This is a genomic window from Actinacidiphila sp. bgisy167 (assembly GCF_965342175.1).
In the GTDB taxonomy this organism is placed as follows: Bacteria; Actinomycetota; Actinomycetes; order Streptomycetales; family Streptomycetaceae; genus Actinacidiphila.
Window position 1 is genome coordinate 1 of record NZ_CBDRBL010000091.1, and the last position, 26416, is coordinate 26416.

The 26416-nt window shown below is 71.0% G+C and carries 19 protein-coding genes and 3 pseudogenes; 5 read left to right on the plus strand and 17 right to left on the minus strand.

Going from position 1 to position 26416, the window contains the following annotated elements; genetic code table 11:
- Positions 1–75: 75 nt before the first annotated feature.
- The 5 genes from ACRWND_RS26250 to ACRWND_RS26270 form a co-directional block, all read right to left on the minus strand.
- Entirely contained in the window at positions 76–1725 is a 1650-nt protein-coding gene (locus tag ACRWND_RS26250) for a glycoside hydrolase family 13 protein (protein ID WP_431953583.1), read from the minus strand.
- Positions 1726–1822: 97 nt separating this feature from the next.
- Positions 1823–2704, minus strand: coding sequence for a carbohydrate ABC transporter permease (locus ACRWND_RS26255; RefSeq protein WP_431953585.1), 882 nt, complete (start codon positions 2702–2704; stop codon positions 1823–1825).
- A gap of 14 nt (positions 2705–2718) precedes the next feature.
- Positions 2719–3693: a carbohydrate ABC transporter permease gene (locus ACRWND_RS26260; RefSeq protein WP_431953587.1), complete on the minus strand. Its 975-nt coding sequence runs from the start codon at positions 3691–3693 to the stop codon at positions 2719–2721.
- 37 nt (positions 3694–3730) lie between these two features.
- Positions 3731–5143 (minus strand): ABC transporter substrate-binding protein, encoded by a 1413-nt coding sequence (locus tag ACRWND_RS26265; protein ID WP_431953589.1) that lies wholly within the window; start codon positions 5141–5143, stop codon positions 3731–3733.
- A gap of 248 nt (positions 5144–5391) precedes the next feature.
- Entirely contained in the window at positions 5392–6399 is a 1008-nt protein-coding gene (locus ACRWND_RS26270; protein ID WP_431953591.1) for a LacI family DNA-binding transcriptional regulator, read from the minus strand.
- A 429-nt stretch (positions 6400–6828) separates the two neighbouring features.
- On the opposite strand from ACRWND_RS26270, the gene ACRWND_RS26275 reads away from it, so the two are divergent.
- Both ACRWND_RS26275 and ACRWND_RS26280 read left to right on the plus strand, forming a co-directional pair.
- Positions 6829–7734 carry a sucrase ferredoxin gene (locus ACRWND_RS26275; RefSeq protein ID WP_431953593.1) on the plus strand — a complete coding sequence of 302 codons (906 nt, stop codon included), beginning with the start codon at positions 6829–6831 and terminating at the stop codon, positions 7732–7734.
- Positions 7735–7960: 226 nt separating this feature from the next.
- Positions 7961–8695 (plus strand): hypothetical protein, encoded by a 735-nt coding sequence (locus ACRWND_RS26280; RefSeq protein ID WP_431953595.1) that lies wholly within the window; start codon positions 7961–7963, stop codon positions 8693–8695.
- Positions 8696–8884: 189 nt separating this feature from the next.
- Here ACRWND_RS26280 and ACRWND_RS26285 read toward each other — a convergent pair whose 3' ends face one another.
- The 3 genes from ACRWND_RS26285 to ACRWND_RS26295 form a co-directional block, all read right to left on the minus strand.
- The gene (locus tag ACRWND_RS26285; protein WP_431953597.1) at positions 8885–10492 is read right to left on the minus strand and encodes a solute symporter family protein; all 1608 of its coding nucleotides are present in this window, start codon (positions 10490–10492) and stop codon (positions 8885–8887) included.
- Entirely contained in the window at positions 10489–10938 is a 450-nt protein-coding gene (locus tag ACRWND_RS26290) for a DUF485 domain-containing protein (protein ID WP_431953599.1), read from the minus strand. Before ACRWND_RS26290 ends, ACRWND_RS26285 begins: the two co-directional genes overlap by 4 nt.
- A 192-nt stretch (positions 10939–11130) precedes the next feature.
- Positions 11131–13257 carry a DNA gyrase/topoisomerase IV subunit B gene (locus ACRWND_RS26295; RefSeq protein WP_431953601.1) on the minus strand — a complete coding sequence of 709 codons (2127 nt, stop codon included), beginning with the start codon at positions 13255–13257 and terminating at the stop codon, positions 11131–11133.
- Positions 13258–13682: 425 nt separating this feature from the next.
- Between ACRWND_RS26295 and ACRWND_RS26300 the strand changes: the two genes are divergently transcribed.
- A complete protein-coding gene (locus tag ACRWND_RS26300; protein WP_018561886.1) occupies positions 13683–13913 on the plus strand; it encodes a DUF7455 domain-containing protein in 231 nt (76 codons plus the stop codon).
- A 77-nt stretch (positions 13914–13990) separates the two neighbouring features.
- Here the strand turns inward: ACRWND_RS26300 and ACRWND_RS26305 are convergent, their stop codons facing one another.
- From ACRWND_RS26305 to ACRWND_RS26330, 6 genes are all read right to left on the minus strand, one after another.
- The gene (locus ACRWND_RS26305) at positions 13991–14851 is read right to left on the minus strand and encodes a serine protease (protein ID WP_431953603.1); all 861 of its coding nucleotides are present in this window, start codon (positions 14849–14851) and stop codon (positions 13991–13993) included.
- Between the two features lie 105 nt (positions 14852–14956).
- Complete coding sequence (locus tag ACRWND_RS26310; protein ID WP_431953605.1) at positions 14957–16522, minus strand: RNA polymerase sigma factor; 1566 nt, start codon at positions 16520–16522, stop codon at positions 14957–14959.
- Positions 16523–16847: 325 nt separating this feature from the next.
- Complete coding sequence (locus tag ACRWND_RS26315; RefSeq protein WP_431953606.1) at positions 16848–17756, minus strand: FadR/GntR family transcriptional regulator; 909 nt, start codon at positions 17754–17756, stop codon at positions 16848–16850.
- 92 nt (positions 17757–17848) lie between these two features.
- The gene (locus ACRWND_RS26320) at positions 17849–19474 is read right to left on the minus strand and encodes an ATP-binding cassette domain-containing protein (RefSeq protein WP_431953608.1); all 1626 of its coding nucleotides are present in this window, start codon (positions 19472–19474) and stop codon (positions 17849–17851) included.
- Positions 19475–19506: 32 nt separating this feature from the next.
- Positions 19507–20223, minus strand: a complete 717-nt coding sequence (locus ACRWND_RS26325) for an NUDIX hydrolase (RefSeq protein WP_431953610.1) — start codon at positions 20221–20223, stop codon at positions 19507–19509.
- A gap of 93 nt (positions 20224–20316) precedes the next feature.
- On the minus strand, positions 20317–22296 hold the full coding sequence (locus ACRWND_RS26330) for an amylo-alpha-1,6-glucosidase (protein WP_431953612.1): 1980 nt from the start codon (positions 22294–22296) through the stop codon (positions 20317–20319).
- A gap of 133 nt (positions 22297–22429) precedes the next feature.
- On the opposite strand from ACRWND_RS26330, the gene ACRWND_RS26335 reads away from it, so the two are divergent.
- Positions 22430–23740, plus strand: a complete 1311-nt coding sequence (locus tag ACRWND_RS26335; protein WP_431953614.1) for an alpha/beta fold hydrolase — start codon at positions 22430–22432, stop codon at positions 23738–23740.
- Here the strand turns inward: ACRWND_RS26335 and ACRWND_RS26340 are convergent.
- On the minus strand, positions 23652–24893 hold the full coding sequence (locus tag ACRWND_RS26340) for a DUF4192 domain-containing protein (RefSeq protein WP_431953616.1): 1242 nt from the start codon (positions 24891–24893) through the stop codon (positions 23652–23654). The two genes, ACRWND_RS26335 and ACRWND_RS26340, sit on opposite strands and share 89 nt — an antisense overlap.
- A 155-nt stretch (positions 24894–25048) precedes the next feature.
- Between ACRWND_RS26340 and ACRWND_RS26345 the strand changes: the two are divergent.
- Positions 25049–25495 (plus strand): annotated as a pseudogene (locus ACRWND_RS26345) (DEAD/DEAH box helicase); the annotation flags it as partial.
- Positions 25496–25574: 79 nt separating this feature from the next.
- Here ACRWND_RS26345 and ACRWND_RS26350 read toward each other — a convergent pair.
- A pseudogene (locus ACRWND_RS26350) lies at positions 25575–25694 on the minus strand (IS5-like element ISRhru5 family transposase); the annotation flags it as partial.
- 90 nt (positions 25695–25784) lie between these two features.
- A pseudogene (locus ACRWND_RS26355) lies at positions 25785–26307 on the minus strand (NUDIX hydrolase).
- Between the last annotated feature and the right edge of the window lie 109 nt (positions 26308–26416).

Below are 26416 nucleotides of genomic sequence, written 5' to 3' on the forward strand. Positions count from 1 at the left end.
CCCCCCCCCCCCCCCCCCCCCCCCCCCCCTCCCACCCCCCCCCCCCCCCCCCCCCCGCCCTCGGCGTTCGCGGTCTCAGGACGTGTGCGCCGCCCTCCCGCCGGGTCCGGCCGGGTCGTCCAGGCGCAGCCACACGCAGACGTCCTCGGGAAGCCGGCCGTCCGCGGCGAGCGGCCCGCTGGCCAGCAGGAGCTGTCGGTGGACGGGGAGCGGGACGGGCTCCCCGGACAGGTTGAGCACACAGCCGAAGCCGCCCTCACGGCGGAAGGCGAGCACGCCAGCGGGACCGTCGCACCACTCCATCGGGCCCTCGCCGAGGCCCGGCTCGGCGCGGCGCAGCACCAGCGCGGTCCGGTACAGGTTCAGCATGGAGCCGGGGTCCGCCTCCTGCGCCTCAGCGGTGTAGCGCGCCCAGCCGGCCGGCTGCGGCAGCCAGGGCCGGTCACCCCCGAAACCGTACGGAGGCGTGTCCCCCGACCAGGGAAGCGGCACCCGGCAGCCGTCGCGGCCCGGGTCGGTGCCGCCGGAACGAAAGTACATGGGGTCCTGCAGCAGTTCGGCCGGGATGTCCTCGACCTCGGGCAGCCCGAGTTCCTCGCCCTGGTAGAGGTAGACCGAGCCCGGCAGGGCCAGGGTGAGCAGGGCGGCGGCGCGGGCGCGCCGGGTGCCGAGCTCGACGTCCGTCGGGATGCCGTGGGCCTTGGCGGCGAAGGAGAAACCGGTGTCGCGGCGTCCGTAGCGGGTGACGGTACGGGTGACGTCGTGGTTGGCCAGCACCCAGGTCGCCGGCGCCCCGACCGGGGCGTGCGCGGCCAGGGTCGCGTCGATGGAGGCGCGCAGCCGCTCCGGTTCCCAGGGGCAGGCGAGGAAGTCGAAGTTGAAGGCGGTGTGCAGCTCGTCGGGACGCAGGTAGCGGGCGAAGCGCTCGGTGTCCGCTAGCCACACCTCGCCGATCAGCACCCCCTCGTAGGAGTCGGCGACGGCGCGCCAGGAGCGGTAGATGTCGTGCAGCTCGTCGCGGTCGATGTAGGGGTGCGGGTCGGTGCCCTCCACGAAGTCGGGCAGCGCCGGGTCCTTGGCGACCATGGCGGCCGAGTCGATGCGCACCCCGGCCACGCCGCGGTCGAACCAGAAGCGCAGCACGTCCTCGTGCTCCTGCCGTACGGCGGGGTGGGCCCAGTTGAGGTCGGGCTGCTCCGGGGCGAACAGGTGCAGGTACCAGTCGCCGTCCGGGAGGCGGGTCCAGGCGGGGCCGCCGAACTGGGAGCGCCAGCCGTTGGGCGGCAGTTCGCCGTCCTCGCCGCGGCCGGAGCGGAAGTGGAACAGCCCCCGCTCGGCACTGCCCGGCCCGGCCGCGAGGGCCGCCCGGAACCAGACGTGCCGGTCGGAGACGTGGTTCGGGACGATGTCGATGATGGTGCGGATGCCCAGGGCGCGCGCCTCGGCGATCAGCTTCTCGGCCTCGGCCAGGGTCCCGAAGGCCGGGTCGATGGCCCGGTAGTCGGCGACGTCGTAGCCGCCGTCGGCCATCGGCGAGGGATACCAGGGGTTGAACCAGAGAGCGTCCACGCCCAGCGCGGCCAGATACGGCAGTCTGGACCGCACCCCGGCGAGGTCGCCGGTGCCGTCCGCGTCTCCGTCGGCGAAGCTGCGTGCGTACACCTGGTAGATGGCGGCGCCGCGCCACCACGCGTCGGTGGCCTCGGCCGGGTGGGTGTCTGCCACGTCACTGGTCCTTTCGGGCAGCTGGGACCGCGCCGTCCGCCCGCGGCGGGCGGCGTGGTGCTGGACAGGTGCGGCCGGAGGCCGCCGGGGCAGGGTCTCAGCCCTTGAGGCCTCCGGCGGTGAGGCCGCTCATGATGTTGCGCTGGAAGATCAGGAAGATCAGCAGGGTGGGCACCGAGGCCATCACGAGTGCTGCGAGCAGCCAGTTCTCCGGCACCCCGCTGGCGAGCGAGTAGATGCCGACATTGAGCGTCTGCTTCGTCGGGTCGGGCAGGGTGAGCATCGGCCAGAGGAAGTCCTTCCAGACCCCGACGACCGCGAAGATGGAGACCACTCCGAGGATCGGGCGGGAGATCGGCAGGACGATCGACCACAGGGTGCGCAGCGGGGAGGCTCCGTCGATGGCGGAGGCGTCCAGCAGTTCCTGCGGGACCGAGTCGAAGAACCGCTTCAGCAGGAAGATGTTGAAGGCGTTGGTGACCGACGGCAGCCAGATCACCCAGGGCGAGTTGAGCAGGTTGCGCTGGAAGACCGGAACGTCCAGCACGGTCAGGTACTGCGGTACGACCAGGACCGTGGCCGGGATCATCAGCGTGGCGAGCATCATCCCGAGGATCACGTTGCCCAGCACCGGGCGGAGCTTGGACAGCGAGTAGGCGGCCGCCACGTCGAACACCAGCTGGAAGGCGAGCGCCCCGACGGCGTACCAGAGCGTGTTGAGGAGCAGGTGGGACAGGTCCATCACGTCCCAGGCGCTCGTGTAGTTCCCGGGGTGGAGGGCCTGCGGGAAGGCGGTGGGCGGGATCCGCGCGAACTCCTCGGTGGACTTCAGGCCGCCTGCGGCCATCCAGTACAGCGGGCCGAGGAAGACCAGCGTGAAGGCGGCCAGTACCAGGGCGAGCACGGCCCGGTAGAGGGCCTTGCCGCGGCGGCTCGCCAGCTGGGTCGGTGAAATCAGCGTTCGGGTGCTGCTGCTCATCGGTGGCTCCCGCCCTACTCGTCCGCGACCCGGCTGAGCCGCACGTAGCCGGCGGAGAAGACCGCCAGCAGTACGAGCAGGACCAGGCCGAGCGCCGCGGCGCCGCCGTAGTTGTTGAAGTTGAAGGCGTACTGGTAGATCAGGTAGACGACGGTGAGAGTGGAGCCCTCCGGGCCGGCCCCGCCGGTCAGCAGGAAGGGCTCGGTGAAGACCTGCATCGTGGCGATGATCTGCATGAGCAGCATCAGCGACAGGATCAGCCGGGTCTGGGGGATCGTCACGTGCCAGATCTTGCGCAGGAGCCCGGCGCCGTCGAGTTCGGCGGCCTCGTAGAGCTCGCCGGGGATGCCCTGGAGGGCGGCCAGGTAGATCAGGGTGGCTCCGCCCATGTTCATCCACGTGGCGGCGACGACCACCGACAGCATCGAGGTGCTGGTCGACTGCAGCCACTGCTGCTGGGGGAGGTGCAGCACCTCCAGGATGCGGTTGAACAGGCCGTACTCGGGGTTGTAGAGGTTCTTGAAGAGCAGCACCGAGGCCACCGGCGGCAGCATCACCGGCAGGTAGACCAGCAGCCTGAGGTAGCCCCGCGCGTGCCGCAGTTCGTTGAACAGCAGTGCGACGAGGAAAGGCACCGCGAAGCCGAGCAGCAGGGCCAGGCCGGTGTACAGCAGGGTGTTGCGCCATGCCTGCCAGAACGCCGGGTCGTGGAAGACGTAGTCAAGGTTCGACCAGCCGGCCCAGGTGATGTTGCCGTCCTCGGTCTTCTGGAAGGCCAGCAGGACCTCCCGGACCATCGGGTACCAGGAGAAGAACCCGAAGCAGAGCACGGCGCCGATCAGGAAGCCGTGCGCGGTGAGGTTGCGGCGCAGGGAGCGGCCGGCCCGCCCCGGACGGCGGCCGTCCGGGGCGGGGCGGCGCACCGTACGGCGCGACCGGCTCTTCGCGGGAGTGCTGGCGGGCAGGGTGGGGGCGCTGGGGGCCGACATCGTCGCTCCTGGGTGCCGGGTGCCGAGGGGGCCTGGGCTACTGGTTGGCGAGAACCTGGTTGACCTGGGTCTCGGCAGTGGCCAGCAGCTTGGCGGCGTCCGCGTTCTTGTTGGTCAGTACGCCGGACATCACGTTGTCCAGGACCTTGTAGATCTCCTGGGCCTTCGGCGGCTCGGCCTTGCCGGGGACCGGGTTGTCCATGAAGGCGCGGAAGTTCTCGACCGGCATGGTGGCGCTGGCGGCCTTCAACTGGTCGTCTTTGGTCTTGCTGGCACCGGTGAAGAAGGCCGGCTGGGGCAGACCGACGGGGAGGCCGTCCGCCTTGCTGCGCGCGTAGTCGAACTGGCCCGCGCCAGGGGTGAGTGTCTTGAAGTTCAGCCAGGCGATGGCGGCCTTGATCTTGTCGGGCGAGCTGCCCTTCTTGATCATGTAGTCGTTGCCGCCGAAGAGGGTGGCCTTGCCGCCGGGGATCGGGCCCATTCCGAAGTTGGCGTAGTCGGCGCCGAGCTGCTGGACCATGTACGTGATGTCGTCGGGCGCGGCCAGGAACATGCCGAGCTTGTCCGCGGCCATCTGCTTCTGCAGGTCGCCCCACTTCAGCAGCTGGGTCTTGCCCATGCTGTCGTCGGTCCAGCGCATGTCGTGCAGGTTCTGCACGATCTGCTTGCCGAGGTCGGTGTTGAAGGCCGCCTTGGTGCCGTCGGGGGAGACGATCTCGCCGCCCAGGCCGTACGTCGTCGCGGTGTAGTGCCAGCCGCCGGTGTTCTGCGCGCTGTACTCGCCGAAGCCGGCTATGCCCTTGCCGAGCGCCGCGATGGCCTTGGCCGCGGTGCGGACCTCCTCCCAGGTGGCCGGGGGCTTGTTGGGGTCGAGCCCGGCCTGGGTGAAGAGCTTGCGGTTGACGAGCAGGCCCATGCGGTAGTTGCTGGTGGGCAGCCCGTAGAGCTTGCCGTCCTTCTTCAGGACGCCGAGCACGTCGGGGTCGATGTCCGCCAGCGCGGGGACGGTCTTGTCGGTGACGTACGCGCTGATGTCCTCGGCGCCGTCGTTGTCGAGCACCTGCTCCAGGTCGGTGAAGTAGGTGTAGAACACGTCAGGCTGCGACTTGGCCTTCAGCGCCGCCGTGAAGCGGGCCGGCTCCAGGCATTGGCCGGGCGTCGACTTACCGTCGATCGTCACGTTCGGGTACTTCTTGTTGAAGGCGGCGACGTCCTCCTTCCACTCCTTGAGTTCCGCCTTCTTCGCGGCCGGCGGCATGCAGTCGATGGTCAGCGTGACCTTGGCCTTCGGGTCCAGCGGGGCGGTGGGGTCGGACGCGCCGCCGCGCGGGTTGTCGTCGTTGCCCGCGCTGCTGCTGGTGCCGCAGGCGGTCAGGACGGCCAGGGCCAGTGCGGAGACGAGGGTGGCCGCGGAGGCACGGCGGGCGGGGCGGAACCAGGAGCTTCTCATCGGTGGTCCCCTTCGGGCATAAGCGTCGAAGCCCCCGACCACACGCAGCGGGGGCGTCGCACACTCAAGCACCACACACAGGTGTCCGCAAGATGTCGCGCAGATTTCGCAAATCATCGACCAGCTTGCGCAGCTGGGCAGCGAAGTCGCAACGGGTGTTGACGAAACGGGAACGCCGAGGCCGCAAACGCGGACCGGGCGGTTCCGGTGTTATCGGAACCGCCCGGTCCGCGGGGGCGTGCGGCCGCTCAGCCGCGCACGGGCCCCGTCGTCCCGCGGACGACCAGTTCGGGCTCGTACAGCAGTTCGTCGGAGGCCACCTGCTTGCCCGCGATCTTCAACGCGAGCAGTTCGACGGCGGTGCGGCCCATCGCCTCGATCGGCTGCCGCACGGTGGTCAGCGGCGGGTCGGTGCACGTCATGAACGCCGAGTCGTCGTAACCGATCACCGACACATCCGCGGGCACCGACAGCCCCAGCCGCCGCGCCGCCCGCACCGCCCCGAGGGCCATCGGGTCGTTGGCGCAGATGATCCCGGTGACCCCGCGCTCCCAGAGCTTGGCAGCCGCGGCCTGACCGCCCTCCAGTGTGAACATCGCCCGCCCGACGTGCTCGTCCGGCAGCGAGCCGCCTGCCGCCGCGGCCGCGGCCCGCGCCGCGGCGAGCTTGCGCCGCGAGGGCATGTGGTCGGAGGGACCGAGCAGCAGCCCGATCCGCTCGTGGCCGAGCGAGGCCAGATGCCGCCAGGCCTGCTCCACGGCGACCGCGTCGTCGCACGACACCCTCGGGAAGCCGAGGTCCTCTATGGCGGCGTTGATCAGCACCACCGGCAGGTTCCGCTCCGCCAGCAGGCGGTAGTGGTCGTGCGGCGCGTCCGCCTGCGCGTACAAGCCCCCGGCGAAGACCACACCGGAGACGTGCTGCTGGAGCAGGAGCGAGACATAGTCCGCCTCCGAGACCCCGCCCGTCGTCTGCGTGCACAGCACAGGCGTCAGGCCCTGCTGCGCGAGGGCCGCCCCCACGATGTCGGCGAAGGCCGGGAAGATCGGGTTCTGCAGCTCCGGCAGCACCAGCCCGACCAGGCGCGCCCGGTTCCCCCGCAACTGGGTCGGCCGCTCGTACCCCAGCACGTCGAGCGCCGTGAGCACCGCCTGCCGGGTGCCCTCCGACACCCCCGGCTTCCCGTTCAGCACCCGGCTGACGGTGGCCTCACTGACCCCGACCTTCTTCGCTACCTCGGCAAGCCGTCGCGTCATGAGCGCAAGCATACGACACGACATGCAAGTGGTTTGCGTTCATGCGCAAGGCTGCCGGGACGCAGGCGACGCGGCGGGCCGCAGGGACGGCGCGAGGGCCGCGTGCCGCCCGCCGTCAACCGGGCAGGCGCGCCGGCAGGCCCTCGACTCGGCACACTCCTCGCCCCTCCCGGCGCAGCCAGGCGGTCCGCCCCGAACCCTGCGCGACCGTTCCCCTCCGCGTCCCTCCGGGGCGGCCACCTCGCGCCGCTGTCCCCGATGTCCCGCCTCTGACTGCCCGCACACCACTCGACGGCCTTCGACGCATGGCCCCACCGCCCCGGAGAGCCCTTTCGGTACTCCGCCGTGATCGGCCCGCTCGCCGCACGGCTCGGGAGCTGACAGGGGGGTGAAGGGCCGGGCGCGACGCAGAAGGTTAGGCTTACCTTCATGAGCACCTGCACCTCCGCGTCCAGCTCACTGGCTGAGCCCGTCGCCGCGACGGCGGCCACCGCGCGGACCTGGCTGCTGCTGGAGCAGCCGGGGCCGTGGGGTCCCAAGGCGCTGACCGGTAGCCACCTGGATCCGCGGGTGGGCAGGGCACTGGAGCGGGCCGCGGCCGGAACCGGAGTACGAGTCGGGCTGATCCGACGGCCCGGGCGGCACGCGGACCGGCACGACGTGCTGCGGCGCACGGCTTACGTGGCGCACACCGTGCCGGGCGGCGCCTGGGTGCGGGAGGCCGTCGTGGAGGACCCGGGCGCGTTGTTGAGCCTGGACTTCGAGGCGCTGGGCCTCGGCGACCATCGCGGCTTCGGCACACCCTATGAGGGGGATCCGCTCGCCCTCGTCTGCACCAACGGCAGGCGCGACCGCTGCTGTGCCCTGAGCGGCCGCCCGCTCGCCGCCGAACTGGCCGCCTCCGGGAGCGGTGAGGTGTGGGAGGTGACCCACCTGGGCGGGCACCGGTTCTCGCCGACCATGCTGGTGCTGCCGTACGGCTATGCCTACGGTCGGGTCGACGTGGGCCTGGCCCGGCGGGTGCTCGCGGCTGCCCGCGAGGGCCTGATGGTGCTGGAGGGCTGCAGAGGACGTTCCGCATGGGAGCGACCGGGACAGGCCGCCGAACTGGCCGTGCGGCGGCTGACCGGCGAGACGCGCGCTGACGCTCTGACCGTTGACAGTGAGCGCGGGACCCGCGTGCGACACCTCGACGGCCGGGTGTGGGACGTCGAGGTGACGCAGGTAGCCGCGGAGCCGCCCCGGCCCGAGAGCTGCGGGGCGGCCTTGGGAGCACCGCTGCGGATGGAGATCAGCGGCATCCAGCCGGCCGTCCTGACGAACTCCGCGGTGTAGGTCCTGCTCGCATTCGCCGTATAGGCACCCCCGCCTCCCGGCTGATGACCCGGAAACAGGGGGTCCACGGCGGCAGGGCGGGCGCGCGGAGGTCACGGGGTCGAGAGCTCGGGGATCCGCCGGGCATGCGTACGCCGGATCGCCCCATGCCGGCAACTCCGTTGCGGGCGGCCCCGATGATCAGCGAGAGTGCGTCGAGACACCAGTTCGACGAGAGGAACCATCCGTGGCCTTCGGCCAGTTGCCACCGTCGCCAGACACGCAGCAGCCGGATATCGAGGGTGAGCCCGGCTCCTCTCGGCAGCCGCTGGAACGGCACGGCCCGCACAGCCCGCAGTCCGGAACTGAGGACGCCCCGCCCCCGCCCCTGTCCCCCAAGCGGAAGGGCAAGGTCATCGCCGCCGTGGCCGGCGCCGTGGTCGCCGCGGCGGTCATAGGCGCCGGCATCCTCACCCTCACAGCCGGCGGCAGCGGCGACTACACGTTGTCCATGCCGGCCACGCTGCTCGACGGCCGGTTCACCAAGTTCAGCCACACGGCCGACCAGGGTGCTGCCACGGCCGGGAATCCCCCGGAACTCGACGGCGCGACCGCCGTGCTCGGCGACTACAGGAACGGCAGCATGTCGGTGCTCGTCTGGGGCGCCTACGGAGACCTCAGCGACCCGAGAGCCGTGCTCGACACGGTGGTCACCTCCTTCACCGCCAAGGACGCCGCCCCCGGCAGCGAGGGTCCCAGGGAAGTCCACCCCTCCGGCTTCGACGGCGACATCATGAAGTGCGGGACGCTCGGCACCTTGGCCACGCTCAGCCTCCCGTACTGCGCGTGGGCCGACGACAGCACGGTCGCTTTCGTGATGAATGTGAACGCGGACGCCAGCGGTGCCACGAAGTCCCCGTCATTGACGGAGTGGGCCGACAGCACCACAAGAATCCGCACGGAGCTCCGCGTCAGGAAGTGACCCGCATCCAGCGGCGAAGGGCACCAGCGGCGTCGGGGGCCCGCCTCATTGTGCGGCGACCGACGGGTACGGCTCGAACGGTTTGAGCGCGGGCGGTGATCTCGCGGCCCGGGCGTTCCGCCCGGAGCGGGGCCCGGGGTACGGCGGTGTGCCGCGATGTCCGTGCGGAGCCGCTCTCCCGGGCCCCCGTCACACCGCGCCGGCCCCGGTGAGCGAACGTACCTCCACCTCGGCGAACTTGTCCTCGTCGGCCGGCTCACGCGACAGGACCGTGCCCAGCCAGCCCGCGGCGAAGCCCAGCGGGATGGAGACCAGGCCAGGGTTCTCCAGCGGGAAGTACTGGAAGTCCACGCCCGGGAAGAGCGACTGCGGGCTACCGGACACCACCGGGGACAGCACCACCAGTACCACAGCCGGGACGAGGCCGCCGTAGATCGCCCACACCGTGCCCCGGGTCGTGAACCTCCGCCAGAACAGCGTGAACAGCAGCGCGGGCAGATTGGCGGATGCCGCCACGGCGAAGGCGAGCCCGACGAGGAAGGCCACGTTCTGGCCCTGCGCGAACAGGCTGAGCCCGATGGCCACGCCGCCGATGCAGACCGCGGCCACCCGGGCCACCTTCACGTCCTGGTTCTCCCGGGCCTTGCCGTCCGCTTCGGCGCCTCGGCGGCGCAGCGTCGCGTAAAGGTCGTGCGCGACGGAGGCGGACGAGGCGAGGGTGATCCCGGCGACGACGGCCAGGATGGTGGCGAAGGCGACCGCCCCGACGACGGCGAACAGGACCGTGCCACCGGTAGAGCCCGCTCCCCCGCCCAGGTCGAGGGCGAGCAAGGGCACGGCCGTGTTCCCGGCGGCGTTGGAGGCGCTCAGGGTGTGGGAGCCGACCAGCGCCGCGGCGCCGCAGCCCAGCACGATCGTCATCAGGTAGAAGCCGCCGATGAGCCCGATGGCCCAGACCACCGACCTCCGTGCCGACCGCGCCGTGGGCACGGTGTAGAAGCGCGACAGGATGTGCGGCAGCCCGGCGGTGCCCAGGACGAGGGCGATGGCAAGGCTGATGAAGTCCAGCCGGTCGGTCCAGCTCTGCCCGTACAGCAGGCCGGGCCCGAGGAAGTCCCGGCCGTGGCCGCTGCCCTGGGCGGCCCGGCGAAGCAGCGCTCCGAGGTCGCCGTGGAAGCGGAGAAGGACCAGTGCGGTGAGGGTGACGGCGCCGCCCATGAGCAGCACGGTCTTGACGATCTGGATCCAGGTCGTGGCCCGCATGCCGCCGAAGGCGACGTAGACGACCATGAGTGCGCCGACGCCGATGACCGTCCAGGTGCGGGCGGCTGTGCCCTGGCCGCCGAGCAGCAGGGAGACCAGGCTTCCGGCGCCGACCATCTGGGCCACGAGGTAGAGCACGGAGACGGTCACCGAGGAGATGCCCGCCGCGATCCGGACCGGACGCCGGCGCATACGGGCGGTGAGGACGTCGGCGAGGGTGTACCGGCCGCAGTTGCGGACGAGTTCGGCGACGAGGAGCAGCACGAGCAGCCAGGCGACGAGGAAGCCGACGGAGTAGAGCATGCCGTCGTAGCCGAAGAGCGCGATGAGCCCGGAGATGCCGAGGAAGGAGGCGGCGGACATGTAGTCGCCGGCGATGGCGAATCCGTTCTCCAGCGGGGAGAAGAGCCGTCCGCCGGCGAAGAACTCCACGGACGAACTGCGCCGCCTGCCCGCCCAGGCGGTGATCGCCAGGGTGACGGAGACGAAGACGGTGAAGAGGACCAGCGCGAGTCCCTGGTGGTTGCCGGTCACCGCATCCGCTCCTGGGTGTCCCAGCGCAGGTCGAGGGCCGCCCGGTCCCGGTGCAGTCGGGCGTGCCGGGCGTAGGCCCAGGTCAGCAGAAAGGTGGAGGCGAACTGGGCGAGGCCGAGGACCATGGCGACGTTGAGCTCGCCGGCCAGCGGGCGGGCCATCAGGCGCGGAGCGGCCGTCGCCAGGAGGACGTAGAGCAGGTACCAGGTGAGGAAGGCCGCAGCCGCCGGGAAGACGAACCGCCGGTACCGGGAGCGGACCTCCTGGAAGGGGCCGCTGGCCTGCACTTCCCGGTAGACCCCGGCGTGGTCGTCGGCCGGGCGGGCCTGCGGCGGGAGGGGAAGGGGCGGCGGCTCCGGCCCCTCCCACTTCCCCGCGGCCAGGACGTCGTACCAGGGGTCGTCCACCCGCAGCCCTCCGGTTTCCGCCCGGTCGTGCTCTTTCACGAACTCTCCTCGCTTCACGGGCCGATCAGCCGTGCGCCCAAGCATGGACATCGCGGGAGGATGCGGGAGCCTCCAAGCCGAAACCTTCACCTCATCGGGTGACGGTGCCCCCACTCCCGGGGGTGGGCGGCGCCGGCGCCCTCCACGGACGGGTGAGTTGACCGCGGAGGCACCGGTGCGCGTGCCCGTGCGTCAGGCGTCGATCCTCGAACGGTCGAGCGTGGCGGCGGAGTTGGCGATGAACTCGCGGCGCGGGGCGACCTCATTGCCCATCAGCAGGTCGAAGGCGAGCTCCGCGCCCTCCAGGTCGCTGATGTTGATCCGGCGCAGGGTGCGGTGACGCGGGTCCATCGTCGTCTCGGCCAGCTGGTCGGCGTCCATCTCGCCGAGACCCTTGTAGCGCTGGATGGAGTCCTTGTAGCGGATTCCCTGGCGCTCGAACTCCAGCAGCGTCTCGCGCAGTTCCCGGTCGGAGTAGGTGTAGACGTACTTGTCCTGGCCCTTGCGCGGGTTGGTGAGCTCGATCCGGTGCAACGGCGGCACGGCGGCGAAGACCCGGCCTGCCTCCACCATGGGCCGCATGTAACGCTGGAAGAGCGTCAGCAGCAGACAGCGGATGTGGCTGCCGTCGACATCAGCGTCCGTCATCATGATGATCTTGCCGTAGCGGGCCTGGTCGATGTCGAAGGTGCGGCCCGAGCCGGCCCCTATGACCTGGATGATGGCGCCGCACTCGGCGTTCTTCAGCATGTCCGAGACCGAGGACTTCTGCACGTTGAGGATCTTGCCCCGGATGGGGAGCAGCGCCTGGAACTCCGAGTTGCGCGCGAGCTTGGCGGTGCCCAGCGCCGAGTCGCCCTCGACGATGAACAGTTCGCTGCGGTCGACGTCGTCGCTGCGGCAGTCGGCCAACTTGGCCGGCAGCGACGAGGACTCCAGCGCGGTCTTGCGGCGCTGGGCCTCCTTGTGCTGCCTGGCCGCGATGCGGGTGCGGGCCGCCGCGACGGCCTTCTCCAGGACGGCACGGGCCTGCTGCTTGTCGTCCCGCTTGGTGGAGGTGAGGAATGCCTTGAGCTCACGGGACGCCACATTGGCCACGATGCGGTTGGCCGCCGAGGTCCCCAGCACCTCCTTGGTCTGGCCCTCGAACTGCGGCTCGGCGAGCCGGACCGTGACGACCGCCGTCAGGCCTTCCAGGGCGTCGTCCTTGACGATGTCGTCCTCGGCGACGCGCAGCAGCTTGGTGGCGCGGAGCACCTCGTTGAACGTCCTGGTGACGGCGTTCTCGAAACCGCGCACATGGGTGCCGCCCTTGGGGGTGGCGATGATGTTCACGAACGAGCGCAGCGTGGTCTCGTAGCCGGTGCCCCAGCGCAGGGCGACGTCGACGCCGAGCTCACGGGTGACCTCGGTGGGGGTCATGTGGCCGAGGTCGTCGAGGACCGGGACGGTCTCCTTGAAGGTGCCGCTGCCGGACAGCCGCAGCACATCGCAGATCGGCTTGTCCGGGGTGAGGTACTCGGCGAACTCACTGATGCCGCCGTCGAAGTGGAAGGTCTCGACCGACTTGCCCTCCTCGGCTCCGTTGTCGGAACGCTCGTCGCGGACGACGATCGTGAGCCCGGGGACGAGGAACGCGGTCTGGCGGGCCCGCTGGTGAAGGGTCTCCAGGGAGAGCTTGGCGTCCTTGAGGAAGATCTGGCGGTCCGCCCAGTAGCGGACGCGGGTGCCGGTGCGGGCCCGCGGCACCTTCTTGACCTTCTCCAGCCCGTTGCCCGGTTCGAAGGGCGCCTCGGGGCCGTTCTTGGCGAAGCCGCCCGGGACCCCGCGGCGGAAGCTGATCGCGTGGGTGTGGCCGCTGCGGTCGACCTCCACGTCCAGTCGCGCCGACAGCGCGTTGACGACGGAGGCGCCGACGCCGTGCAGACCGCCGGAGGCCGCGTAGGAGCCGCCGCCGAACTTGCCGCCGGCGTGCAGCTTGGTCATGACGACCTCGACGCCGGACAGGCCGGTCTTGGGCTCGACATCGACGGGGATGCCGCGCCCGTTGTCCCGCACCTCGACGGAGCCGTCGTCGTGGAGGATGACCTCGATGTGGTCGCAGTGGCCGCCGAGGGCCTCGTCAACCGAGTTGTCGATGATCTCCCACAGGCAGTGCATGAGGCCGCGGCTGTCGGTGGAGCCGATGTACATGCCCGGGCGCTTGCGGACCGCTTCGAGACCCTCGAGCACGAGCAGATGTCGCGCTGTGTAATTGGAGCCGTCACGATCTGCACCGGTCAGCAACGCGGTGGACGGCACGGATGTTTCGGCGGTCACGCGAACGTCTCCTCGATGAAGTTCTTCAGCCGTATCGGTGAGAGGGTACCGAGGTCGCTCACGGCCGTTTCGCCGCGACCCGGCATGGGCACCATGCTAGCCCCTCTTCGAAGACGTGTTCGATCGCTCGATCGAGTGATACACATGTCACGTTCCACTCGAGGCATGAACCATTTAGGCTCGGGGCACGTCCTCCTCAACAACCGGCCGCAGGGCCGGGGGGACATAACCGAACAATCTGACCAGATGCGCCAGAACGACCCCTAAGCCGACAGATAAGACGCCAGAGGATCATTCGCCGCCAATCGGCAGCATCCGGCCGCTACGACAACGGTTTCCAAGGAAAAGACCCGAGCGGGAACAGTTTCGGCCTGGTTGGATGTTGACCCTGGTACGACAGCTCGTCGAGCTAGAGAAGAGGCGACGTGACTACTGTTCTGACCCCCGCGAGCCCGCTGACTGCGGCGGACCGCTGCGACCGTTGCGGCGCCCAGGCCTACCTGCGCGTCGTACTCATCAGCGGCGGCGAGCTGCTCTTCTGCGCGCACCACGGGCGTAAGTTCGAGCCCGAATTGAAGAAGATCGCTGCGGAAATACAGGACGAGACCGGTCGGCTCACCGCCGCCCCGACCGTCGCGGCCGACGACGAACGCTGACGCGTAGCACTGCGACGAGCTCTCAAGACGGGCGGCCTCCCGCGAGGGAGGCCGCCCGTGGGCTTGTCCGGCTCACCTCACGACACGTGGGTGCCGACCAGTCCGGCCACCGCGGAGACCCGGGTATACACGCCGGGATGTCCTGCCTGGGCGCATCCCGCGCCCCAGGACACCAGACCTATCAGCCGCCCGTCCGCCACGAGCGGACCGCCGCTGTCCCCCTGACACGAATCGTGGCCGCCGGCCAGGTCGCCGGCGCAGACCATGTCGCTCTTCCGGTACTTGCCTTCGGCACTGCCCGGATAGGCCTGCTCGCAGACCGAATCCGCGAGCACCGACACGTTCGCGGCCATCAGGATGTTCGAGTAGGTCCCCAGGCCAGCCGTGTCCCCCCAGCCGAAGACCTGTGCCGGCGTTCCCGCCTCGTAGGAGCTCACGTCTCCCGGAGCCGCCATGGGTATCGCGCTCGCCACGGGGAACGGCTCAGCAGTCGTGATCACCGCTACGTCGCCGCTGTTCGTCAGAGGGTCGTACGCGGGGTTGACCCAGACACTGCGGACCCCCACCTCCGTGCCGGCGGAGCCGGCGAGATCCGTCCGCCCGGCGACGACACGCAGGTCGGGAACCAGCTTCCAGTCGCCGCCCAGCGCGGTCGGGCTGAAGCAGTGCGCGGCGCTGACCACGGTGTTCGGCCCGACGAGCGCCCCGCCGCAGAACTGCCCCGAGCGGTTCGCGCCATAGCGGGACCGGCTGGCCAGGACCACCGCCCATGGGTACTGCTCCGTGGTGACCGGCACGCCACCTATGACACCGTTGTCGGCGCTCGGGGCGCCAGGGGCGTACTCCACCGCCGCTGCGGTGGCGGAAGCCGGTAGCGACAGCGCGAGCGCGGACCCGGCTATGAGCCCGCCGACCAGCGTGCGGATCGAGGAAAGCATGCATTCTCCTCACCGTCCGGAATTCCCTGAGCACCCACAGTGACCTCGCGGGGCCGGGGTCGCATCCGGAGAACTGTCCGGAAAGACCGCCGGGCGCCTTGCGGATCAGTCCAGGTAGTCGCGGAGCACCTGGGACCGCGAGGGGTGACGCAGCTTGGACATGGTCTTGGACTCGATCTGCCGGATGCGCTCACGGGTCACCCCGTACACCTTGCCGATCTCGTCCAGCGTCTTCGGCTGCCCGTCGGTGAGGCCGAAGCGCATGGAGACCACGCCCGCCTCCCGCTCACTGAGCGTGTCGAGGACCGAGTGCAGCTGCTCCTGGAGCAAGGTGAAGCTGACCGCGTCGGCCGGCACGACCGCCTCGGAGTCCTCGATGAGGTCGCCGAACTCGCTGTCGCCGTCCTCGCCGAGCGGAGTGTGCAGCGAGATGGGCTCGCGGCCGTACTTCTGGACCTCGATGACCTTCTCGGGTGTCATGTCGAGTTCCTTGGCCAGCTCCTCCGGGGTGGGCTCGCGACCCAGGTCCTGGAGCATCTGGCGCTGGACGCGGGCCAGCTTGTTGATGACCTCGACCATGTGCACGGGAATGCGGATGGTGCGGGCCTGGTCGGCCATCGCGCGGGTGATCGCCTGGCGGATCCACCAGGTCGCGTAGGTCGAGAACTTGAAGCCCTTGGTGTAGTCGAACTTCTCGACCGCACGGATCAGACCGAGGTTGCCCTCCTGGATCAGATCCAGGAAGAGCATGCCGCGGCCGGTGTAGCGCTTGGCCAGCGAGACCACCAGGCGGAGGTTGGCCTCCAGCAGGTGGTTCTTGGCCCAGCGGCCGTCCTCGGCGATGATCTCCAGCTCGCGCTTGAGCTTGGGGGCGAGCTTGTCGGGCTGGGCCAGCTTGTCCTCGGCGAACAGACCGGCCTCGATGCGCTTGGCGAGCTCCACCTCCTGCTCGGCGTTGAGCAGCGGGACCTTGCCGATCTGCTTGAGGTAGTCCTTCACCGGGTCCGCGGTGGCACCGGCTGCGGCGACCTGCTGCGCGGGCGCGTCGTCCTCGTCCTCGTCGGACAGCACAAAGCTCTCCGCCTCGGCCTCGGCGGTGGGGACGTCCTCGTCCTTGCCGGGGGCGACGTCCTCGAGGAGGTCGTCGCCGTCGACGAGTTCGTCGTCCTTCTTGGCCTTGGAGGCGGTGGTCTTCTTGGCGGCGGCCTTCTTGGCCGTCGCGGTGGTCTTCTTCGCCGCAGTCTTCTTGGCGACGGCCTTCTTCGCGGGAGCCACGGCCTCGTCGTCCACGTCCGCCACGGACTCCGCCGCCGTGAGCGGGGCGGGAGACGCGCCCTTGGCAGCGACGGTCTTCTTGACCGGGGCGGCCTTGGTGGCGACGGTCTTGGTGGCGGTCCGCTTCGCCGGGCTCTTGGCTGCGACGCTCTTACGGGTGCGCTTGGGCGCCTCGGCGGCACTCACCATCAGCGTCACACCCTCCTCGTCGAGGACCTGGTTGAGGCTGCGCAGAACGTTCTTCCACTGGGTTGCCGGGATCTGGTCCGCTTCGAAGGCTCGGCGCACGTCGTCGCCGGCGATCTGACCCTGAGCCTTACCCCGCTCGATGAGCGCCATCAGAGACTCGGACTCGGCGATCTCCGGCGGGAGCGTACGGGATGTGCTGGCCGACACGAACAACCTCTCGGAACGATGGAAAACGACTACGGTGGGAACCGCGCAGCAACTCAGCGTCATGTTCGTCGCGGATATTCCATGCACGGCCGCCACCTCTAAGCTCATCGCGCTGCCGCCGAGAGCGTTACGCCCAGCCGTACGTGGTCCGAGTCACACCCCCGATCAGCTTCAATCACTGGATACCAGGACACTCCCCGCATACGCCGCGACCATGCGTGGTCCGCGGCAAGTGAGCCGAATATGACGGACGGCTCCGCCGCCGGACCCGGAGGGTGTGGACCGGCGGCGGAAGTCGGTGCCGTATCGTGCCGCGCGGGGCCGCTCAGTGCTCGCGGGGGGCGGGGACGACATGGTCCGCCGGGCCGCCGGAACCCGAATCCGGGTGGACGGCGAGCAGCTGGCGCATGGCGGTCTCCGCCTCGGCACCGTCGGAGGCGGCCAGCGCCTCGACAACCCGCGCGTGCAGGGCCACCGAGTGTTCACCGGGGCGCTCGCAGCCGGTGACGGGGCCTCCGGAGACCTGCAGGGCGGCCGAGACGATGCCGGACAGGTGCTCCAGCATCCGGTTGCCCGCGACCTGCAGCAGCAGAGCGTGGAACTCGGCGTCCGCCCGGGAGAAGGTGAGGCCGTCACCCTGTCCCACCGCGTGGGCCATGATGTCGGTCATGTCCATGAGCCTCTGCTGGACGTCCTCGCGGCCGTGACCCGCCGCGAGGCGGGCGGCCAGGGGCTCGATGGTCCAGCGCAGTTCGAACAGCTCGCGACGCTGGTCGTCGCGCTGCGGACCGAAGGCCCGCCATTCGATGATGTCGGGGTCGAGCAGGTTCCAGTCGCTGACCGGGCGCACCCGGGTGCCGACGTTGGGCCGGGCGCTGACGAGCCCCTTGGCCTCCAGCACCCGCAGCGACTCGCGGACAACGGTACGGGAGACCTCGAAACGCTGACCGATCTCCTCGGGGACGAGCGGGCGGTCGGCCCCGAGATCGCCGGAAACGATCATTTGACCGAGTTGCTGGACGAGTTGGCCGTGCAGCCCGCGGCCACGGCTCCCGGCGGCGCGACGGCCGACCCGGCCCAGGTCGGCGTCGCCTCCGTCCCAGGTCGGTGCGCCGGCGGGGCGGTCGAGGCCGGCCGGGGCGTCGGCGTACGGATAGCGGTCGATGTCCCCGCCCCCGAGACTCGGGTCGGCGGGACGGGCCGCGGTCATCATGGTGTGCGCAAGGGTACTCACGCATCATTTGTCGGCGATGGGGCGGGACGCCTTGAGGGCTTTCCTGAAAAGCACACGAAAGGGTGAGCACTCATCACCTGATAATTGACGCCTTATCGGAAGGAAATGGGGTTTCTCCGGCGCAAGAGTGTTGCCGCATAGGCACACAAGAGAGCGAGTAGTGACAAAACGAAGGAATAGCGGACTGGTTGGGTCGCCAGGCGTGCCATGTCGAGCGCAGAGGTGGACGCCGCACGCCGCACCGCCGGGGCCACCAGAAGCGGAACCGCGAGGACACCGGCGAGGCCCAGCGCCGTGGTGCGGAACACCCCGGCCGCCAGCACACCGGCCCAGCAGCAGGCGATCGCCAGAGCCGTCGAGGCCGCCGCGGCCGTGGCGAGAGAGAACGGCGAGTACGGCCCGCTCGGCCCGGGTTCGAGGCGCATCGCCACGAGGCCGAGGGCCGTTCCCAGGAGGGCGATCAGCGCCGCCGCGAACCCGTTGACCACGAGCTTGGCCAGCAGCAGACGGAGTTGGCGGGGTACGGGCGCGTGCGCGGGTGCCAGCGCGGGGTAGCGGAACTCCTGCCCGTAGGCGAGCGCGCCGAGGAGTCCGCCGCCCAACGCGGTGGGCGGCAGGGGCATGGTGTGCGACCAGCCGGTCAGCAGGCGCAGGGAGGAGGCGTGGTCTCCGGTGCGGAGCAGTACCGCGGTGGCCAGGCCTGAGAGCAGGACGGAGGCGAGCGCGATCCACCAGGGGCCGCGGACGCCCGTGAGGCGCCGCAGCTCGTAGCGGACGGGCCGGGCGGGACCGGGCGGCGGCACGGCGGCGCGCGCGGCAGCGAGGGGCGCCGCGGGCCGGTCGGAGCGGGGCACCTCCGGAACGCCGGTGTCGGCGACCTCGTCGGCGAGGCGGTGCAGGAGGATGCCGTTGCGAAAAGCGGCTTCGCCGACCTGCGCAGTGGTCTGGCCGTGCACACGGATGCGGCTTCCGCTCTCGTGGGTGACCTCGGTGCCGTTGCCGGCCAGCAGCAGGCCCAGGCGTTCGGCCTGGGGCGACTGGACGGCGACGTACGGGCGCAGCCGGCGGCGGCCGAACTCGTGGGCGGACTGGTCGGCGACGAGCCGGCCCTTGTCCAGGGTGACGACGTGATCGCCGAGCCTGCCCGCCGCCTTGGGGTCCGCGCAGGTGACCACCACGGCGCCGCCGCGCGCCGCGTACGCCTTGAGCAGGCCGTACAACCAGGCGGTGTCGTGCGGGGCAAGCCCTTGGGCGGGGTCGTCCAGCAGCAGCGCGGGGGGATCACCGAGCAGGGCGGCGGCGATGCCAAGGCGGCGGTCCATGCCGAGGGAGAAGGTCGCCAGCCGGCGCCCGGCCGTCGCGCGCAGGCCCACCACCTCCAGGACCTGGTCGGCGCGTTCGGCCGGGGCGCCGGCCGCGGCGGCGAGCATGCGCAGGTGTCCGCGTGCGGTCCGGGAGGGGTGGCCGGGGACGTCGCCGAGGAGGACGCCCACTGCGGCCGCAGGACGGGGGTGGCGGTGCAGGGGGCGCCCGCCGAACAGCGTGACACCGCGTCCCGGTTCGAGTTCGAGCATCAGCCGCAGGACGGTGGACTTGCCCGCGCCGCTGTCACCCAGAACGACGGTGATCTCACCGGGGCGGGCGTCGAAGGTGAGGTCGTCGACGGCAGGGGGCTCGCCGCGCCGGGACGCACTGGTCAATCCGATGGCCTGGATCACGCTTGCACCATAACGCGCAAATGGCCCGGAATTTACACCTCTGGCCGCAACATGGGTGGATTCAGAAGGGTTGCGCCGCCCGCGCGGAACAGCTGTGCGGGACGTCCCCCCTGACGGGTCGTCGTGCCGCCGGTGGGAACGAGGAAGCCCACCGTCCCTGTCACCTTGCGGTGGAAGTTGCGCGGGTCGAGGGCGACGCCCCACACCGCCTCGTAGACCCGGCGCAGCTCGCCGACGGTGAACTCGGGCGGGCAGAAGGCCGTGGCCAGCGCCGAGTACTCGAGCTTGGAACGGGCGCGCTCGACGCCGTCGGCCAGGATGCGCGCGTGATCGAAGGCGAGGGTGCCCTCCTCGCCGTTGCGCAGCAACTCCTCGACGGGGGCCCAGCGGGCGCTGCGCGCGTCGCCCCCGGCTCGGGGCGCGGGCAGGTCGGGGGCGAGGACGAGGTGGGCGACGCTCACCACGCGCATACGCGGGTCCCGCTTGGGGTCGCCGTAGGTGGCGAGCTGCTCGAGGTGGACCCCGCTGCCCGCCTGCAGTCCGGTCTCCTCCTCCAATTCCCTGGCGGCCGCCCCGGCCAGGTCCTCGTCGCCGCGTACGAAGCCTCCGGGCAGCGCCCACCGGCCCTGGTAGGGCGGTTCACCGCGGCGGACCGCGAGGGCACACAGGGCATGGCTGCGCACAGTGAGCACGACGAGATCGACAGTGACGGCGAAGGGCGGGAAAGCTGACGGGTCGTAGGGCGCCATGCCCGTGATCATAGTCGTCTTCCTGACGATAAACAGCAGGTTGACGGGATGACGCGACGACGGCGGAGCGGCGCCGACTGCCCTCCGGCGGGCTCAGTCACCGATCCGGAGCCCGGAAGCCGCCTCCTCGATCACGGCCGTGCCGGACGCGTCGATCCGGATCGCGAAGGGCTCCTCGGCCACCCTCAGCCCGGCGAGGCCGAGATCCCCCAACGGGAAGGGGGCCAGCGGACGCAGGGCCACCGCGCGTTCGGGAGCGTCCGGGCGGATCCCGGCGAGAGCCGTCAGCATGTGGACGGCCCCCGCGGCGGCCACGGCGGCGGGCCGTGCGGCCGTCGGGTGCGGGGCGGGACGGCGGGACTCGTCCCGCTGCTCCCCCGCATACATCTCGGGCAGCCGGTGGCCGAACTCACCGGCCGCGTCGAGAACGCCCAGCAGCAGCGCCGCCGCCTCCCGGTCGTGGCCGGCCGACGCCAGTCCGCCGACCGCGACCGCCGTCTCATGGACTCGTACCGCTCCGCCGCGATGGCCGAAGGGGTTGTAGCCGGGGGCCTTGGCGGACAGGGTCCGCAGCCCCCATCCCGAGGCGAGCTCCGGAGCCACGAGGAGGCCGGCCAGTTGTTCCGTCTGCGCCTTGTCCAGCAGACCGGGGGCGGTCTCGCAACCGCCCAGCAGACCCGTGTCGAGCAGGTGGGCGGTTGCGGAGCCCAGATGCGGCACGGGTCTGCCGTCGGGTGTGAGCGCGGCGGCCGGAATCCCGCCCGCGGGGTCGTCCAGCCAGAAATCCTCCCGGAACCTCCGACGCAGCGCCTCGGCTCGCTCCCGCCACTCCTGCGCACCCGGGCGTCCGCAAGCCTGGAGCAGATCCGCGCCGTGCAGCATGGCCCGGTGGGCATGGGCCTGTACCTCGCAGCGCACGGGACCGCCCGGCACGGGATCGGGGACGTATCCGCCCTCGGCGACGACGGACCGCAGCCACCGCAGACCGCTCTCGGCGGCCGGCAGCAGTTGTTCGGTGTCCCGCTCGGGCAGTCCCCACCGGCGTGCTTCGGCGAGCAGGGTGACGAAGAGCAGCCCCGCCTCCACCCCCGAGCAGGTGGGAGGCAGATGCGGGCCTGAATGGCGCAACGGGCCCGGCAGGCCGCCGGTCTCGGGATCCTGGCGGCGGGCGAACGCCCGCAGGGTGCCGGCCGCCAGTCGGGTCCCCAGCGGCAGCAGCATGCGGGCCGCCCACAGGGCGTCGGCCGGGGCGGGACCGAGCCGCCACGGGGCGCCCGCCGCCACATGGACCTCCTGAGGGTGCCCGGGGTCGCGCAGCAGCAGGGCCCGCAGATCGTCGAGGGCGGTGCGCAGCAGCGTCTGCGCCCGGCCGTCCGCGCCACGGATCTCCGGCACCGACCAGGGCACGGGGACCGCCGGGGCGGATCCGCCGCTCACGCCGGCGACAGCGGGCTCCAGGGTCGCACGCAGTTCGATGGTGCGGGACGCCCCGGGCGGCAGCGCCAGATCCCAGCACAGCAGCCCGGCGGAGGCCATGGCACTCTCGGGTGCCGGCTCGGCGGTGACCCGGGCACGCAGTCCCTCCGCCGACCACAGCAGCCCCGCGTCGCACACGCTGGACTGCAGCTCCGGACCGGGAGATCCGGCGGAGACGGCCGCCAGTTCGGCGAGATCGGTCGCCAGGGACACCTCGAACGGGATGCGCAGGGGCCGCGATCCGGTGTTGTGGACGGTGATGCGCTCGGTGCCCCCGGCCGTGCGGAGCCTTTCGACGGTGAGAGCCGGATCGGGTGCCGTGTCGCCCGGAACCCGCGCGACCGAGGTGAACCGCGCTCGTCCGGCCGTCACGAGCCCGCCCTGCACGGGAACCGGGGACGCCCCGGCGATGCGCAGTTCGCAGCGGGCCAGTACCCGCCGGCCGCCCTGGTAGAAGCCGCCGAGGCCGCTTCCGTCCAGTTGCCCGTGCTCCGGCGAGACCGCGAGCGCGGGGGCCGCGACGCACATCACGGCGTCGTGCACCGGTTGCGGCCCCCGGTCCTGCCGGGGCGGCCGGTTGACCGGCTGCGGGCTCATGCCACCTCCACGTCGGATCGCTCGCTCGGGCACTGCCGCCACTACCCACGTAGAACGGCCATGTGGGCACTCGGGTCACGCGCCGTCTACGGTTCCTGATCGGGAAACCGTCCGTATCACCGGAAAGAGAGCCATGGCCGTCTACCGCCAGCCGGGAACCGTCATCACCGACCACACCTTCCGTGTACCGCTCGACCACGCGGATCCGGGCGGTGAGCGGATCGAGGTGTACGCACGGGAGGTCGTCGCCGCCGGGAGGGAAACGGATCCGCTGCCCTGGCTGCTGTTCCTCCAGGGTGGACCGGGCGGCCGGTCGCCGCGGCCGCTGGGCCGCGACGGCTGGCTCACCCGCGCGCTGGACGACTACCGGGTGCTGCTGCTCGACCAGCGCGGCACCGGCCGTTCCACCCCGGCGAACCGGCAGACTCTGCCGCTGCGCGGAGACGCCTCGGCGCAGGCCAGTTATCTGGAGCATTTCCGGGCCGACTCGATCGTGCGTGACTCGGAACTCATCCGCCGCGAGCTCCTCGGCGAGGACGGCCGGTGGAGCCTGCTCGGGCAGAGCTACGGCGGCTTCTGCACCCTTACCTACCTCTCCTTCGCCCCCGAGGGGGTCCGCGAGGCCTTCGTGACCGGCGGGCTCGCCGGCCTGCGCAGCACGGCCGAGGGCGTCTACAGGGCAGCCTATCCCCGCGTGGAGCGGAAGATCGCGGCCCACTACGCGCGCTACCCGGAGGACGTCGAGGCGGTCCGCATGGTCGTGCGGCACCTGCGCGAGCGCGAAGTCCGACTCGCGGACGGCGGTCTGCTGACGGCTGAGGCCTTCCAGGCCACCGGGACGCTGCTCGGCACGGGCACCGGCTCGCACACGCTGCACTATCTGCTCGAGGACGCCTTCGTGACCGGTGGATCCGGCCCGCAGCTCTCCGACTCCTTCCTCGCCGAGGTGCAGGGTCATCTGTCCTTCGCGGGCAATCCGCTCTACGCCGTGCTCCACGAGTCGATCTACGGCCAGCGCTCGGTCTCGCCCCGGGCCACCGGCTGGGCAGCCGAGTCGGTCCGCGCCGAGTTCCCGCAGTTCGACGTCGACAAGGCGCTGGCGGACGACGCGCCGGTACTGCTGACCGGCGAGATGATCTACCCCTGGATGTTCGCGACGGACCCGGCGCTGGCACCGCTGCGCGAGACGGCGCACCATCTGGCGCAGCACGAGCAGTGGCCTGACCTGTACGACCCGGCTCAGCTGGCACGCAACGAGGTGCCGGTGGCGGCGGCCGTGTACCACGACGACATGTACGTGGACACCGCCGACTCGCTCGCCACCGCACGCTCCGTCCGCAACCTGCGCACCTGGGTCACCGACGAGTACGAGCACGACGGGCTCCGGGTGAGTGGCGGCCGGGTCCTCGACCGGCTGATCCGGCTGGTCCGCGGCGAGTTGTGAGCAGCGCCGCCCGGCGGGCACGTGCGACGCTCTGCCGGCGCAGGTAGCGGCGGAGCGGCTCCGGCGAGAGGCCGTTGTTGACCGCGGCATGGAGCAGCCGCGCGAAGGTGTAGTCGGGCGCGAGGTGCAGAGCGCGGCCGAAGGCCACGCGGGCGGTCGCCTCGTCCCCCGCGGACCAGGCCACCCAGCCCGCGAGAGTCAGGGGCGCGGCGGCGTGCTCGTGGTACGGCTCGACGCAGCGCCGGGCGAGCGCCCGCCACAGACGCACCGCCGGGTCGGTGTGCGGCGGGTCCATCCACTCGGCTGCCGCATCGCGGGTGGCTCGGTCCTGGAGCCCGAGGATCATCGAGGCGGCTTCGGCGTCGTCCAGCAGCGCGTCGTCGTCACCGTCGGCCTCCGGACCGTCTCCCACCGGTGTGGCGGCCCGGAAGCGCTCGAGCGCCTCGCGCAGCATGCGCAGGGTGGTGCGCCGCACCTCGTCGGAGTCGTCCCGTTCCAGCATGCGCGGGACGAGGGAGGCGGCCGCCGCGTCCAGGGCCTCCGCGCGGGCGGCGGACGCCGGTGCGCCGGGCGGCGGCGGGGTGAGGCGCTGCTCCATCTCCCTGAGGGAGCCGCCGATCCGCAGACCCGCATAGGCGGCCGCAGCAGCCATCACGGAATCGCCGGACTGTGTGATCCCGATGCCTTCGAGCGGGAATCGTTCGGGATCCGGGCAGCAGTAGGACCACCAGCGTCCGGAGGAGACGCACAGCGCCTCGACGACGGGGACGTCAAGCCTGCCGCAGGCGACCCGCAGCCGCTGGGCCAGTGGGCGCAGCCGTTCCATGACCTGGTGGGGCTCCTCGCCGGGAGCGGGTTCCTGTACGAGGAAGAGCACGATCGCGTCGGGCCGTGCACCACGCTGCTCGCTGCCGTTCACGAGGCATTCCGCCAACTGCTGCGCGGCGCCGGGCCACTCGGCGGCATCCTGCGGGATGCCGAGCCGAGCCCGGCCGCCGAAGCGACCGCGCTCGCCGTGCAGGGCGATCATCAGAATGCTGTCGTCGGGGTGGAAGCCGCAGAGGAAGGGAAGCGCGGCGGCCAGTTCTCCGGGGCTGCGCAGGGTGACCTTCGGATCGTCCGAGGGGCGAGGGGAATCGGTGTGCTGAGTCATGATCCGAAGGTCCCGCAGACCCCGGATGTCCGCCAGCCCCTCGCGAAACCTGTGGACAACTCGCGCATATCATCACACTCATCGGGGGCCGGTTGTCCACAGGCCGCCTTCGCGCGGTTGGCGCGGGTGTCCGTGCCATCGGGTTGCATGGGGGCATGACCACCGTACTGCGCACCGCCGCCGACACGATCCTCAGTCGGCTCGTAGGGGACCCGACGGGCACCGCACGCCTGCGCGAGGACCAGTGGCGCGCCGTCGAGGCGCTGGTCGCACACGGCCGGCGGGCCCTGGTGGTGCAGCGCACGGGCTGGGGCAAGTCCGCCGTGTACTTCGTGGCCACCGCGCTGCTCCGGGAGCGCGGCAGCGGTCCCACGGTGATCGTCTCCCCGCTGCTGGCACTGATGCGGAACCAGATCGACGCCGCCGACCAGGCCGGCATCCGCGCCCGCACCATCAACTCGGCCAATCCCGAGGGATGGGACGCGGTGCAGTCCGAGGTCGCCGCGGGTGAAGTCGACGTCCTGCTGGTGAGCCCGGAGCGGCTACGTCATCGGGGTGACCTTCGGATTCCAGGATGGCCAACGGCTGGATCAAACACCGGATCCGGAGCTTCGGTGCACCGGGATCAGGGAGTCGTGTGCCCTGCGTAGTCGCCAGCACGTCCATCGCATGCTCCCAGAGGCCGGACTCGCGCCAGCGGGTCCAGTAGGCCTGGAGAGTGGCTCGCCGGCCGAACAGTGAGGGGATTTCCTGCCACGGGGTGTCCGTCCGTACCTTGTAGAGGATCCCCAGCATCACCAACTTGGGGTCACCCCTCGCGGCCTGTACGTGATCAAGGGAGCGATCTTCTCCCAGGCCTCGTCCGAGAGGATCGGGACAGTGCGGTTCCTCTCACGAAACCAGGCAGCCAGCGCGCAAGGCTGCCCGGTTCAGGCTGCGGTATCGATCGAATGCCTCGCGGGCGTCAGGGACGAACTCCTTGCGCTGTACCAGGGATTCGAGTTCTGGCTCGGTGAGCCAGTCATGCCAGGAGACTTCCCTGGGCACTCGGCCGGATGGGTGTGGTGATGACGACCTCGTGCAGTCCGAGCCAGTAGGGACTGATAGCTCCCGAGCACAGGAATTTGAGCACGAAGCGCGGGGCGGCATGAACGCCCAGCTCCTCGGACAGCTCCCGGGCTGCCGCCTCCTCGTACGATTCGCCGACATCAGCGGCACCGCCGAGCATCCAGTTGTACTGACCGGGAAAGCGGGACGAATCTTCCGGGCGGCGATGGACAAGGATCCGTCCGTCTTCGTCGCGGCACACGATCGTGGCGATGCGATGCAGCCAGCCTTGACGAATCGCTTCGGCCCGGTCAACAACTCCCAGCACCTGGTCCTGCTCGTCGACACGGTCAACCAGTTCACCCATGGGGCACACGATGCCAGGGGCTGCTCGCCACGGAGCCAGCGGGCTCTCGTCCTAGCTCGCGCCGCCGGGGGCCCGTCAGCAACCTGACGGGTCCTCATGCAAGATCGAG

Coding starts and splice junctions, on each gene's coding strand:
- ACRWND_RS26255 (WP_431953585.1), bottom strand. CDS start 2,704: ATGAGCAGCAGCACCCGAACGCTGATTTCACCGACCCAGCTGGCGAGC.
- ACRWND_RS26260 (WP_431953587.1), bottom strand. CDS start 3,693: ATGTCGGCCCCCAGCGCCCCCACCCTGCCCGCCAGCACTCCCGCGAAG.
- ACRWND_RS26265 (WP_431953589.1), bottom strand. CDS start 5,143: ATGAGAAGCTCCTGGTTCCGCCCCGCCCGCCGTGCCTCCGCGGCCACC.
- ACRWND_RS26270 (WP_431953591.1), bottom strand. CDS start 6,399: ATGACGCGACGGCTTGCCGAGGTAGCGAAGAAGGTCGGGGTCAGTGAG.
- ACRWND_RS26275 (WP_431953593.1), top strand. CDS start 6,829: ATGAGCACCTGCACCTCCGCGTCCAGCTCACTGGCTGAGCCCGTCGCC.
- ACRWND_RS26305 (WP_431953603.1), bottom strand. CDS start 14,851: ATGCTTTCCTCGATCCGCACGCTGGTCGGCGGGCTCATAGCCGGGTCC.
- ACRWND_RS26325 (WP_431953610.1), bottom strand. CDS start 20,223: ATGGCGCCCTACGACCCGTCAGCTTTCCCGCCCTTCGCCGTCACTGTC.
- ACRWND_RS26330 (WP_431953612.1), bottom strand. CDS start 22,296: ATGAGCCCGCAGCCGGTCAACCGGCCGCCCCGGCAGGACCGGGGGCCG.
- ACRWND_RS26335 (WP_431953614.1), top strand. CDS start 22,430: ATGGCCGTCTACCGCCAGCCGGGAACCGTCATCACCGACCACACCTTC.
- ACRWND_RS26340 (WP_431953616.1), bottom strand. CDS start 24,893: ATGACTCAGCACACCGATTCCCCTCGCCCCTCGGACGATCCGAAGGTC.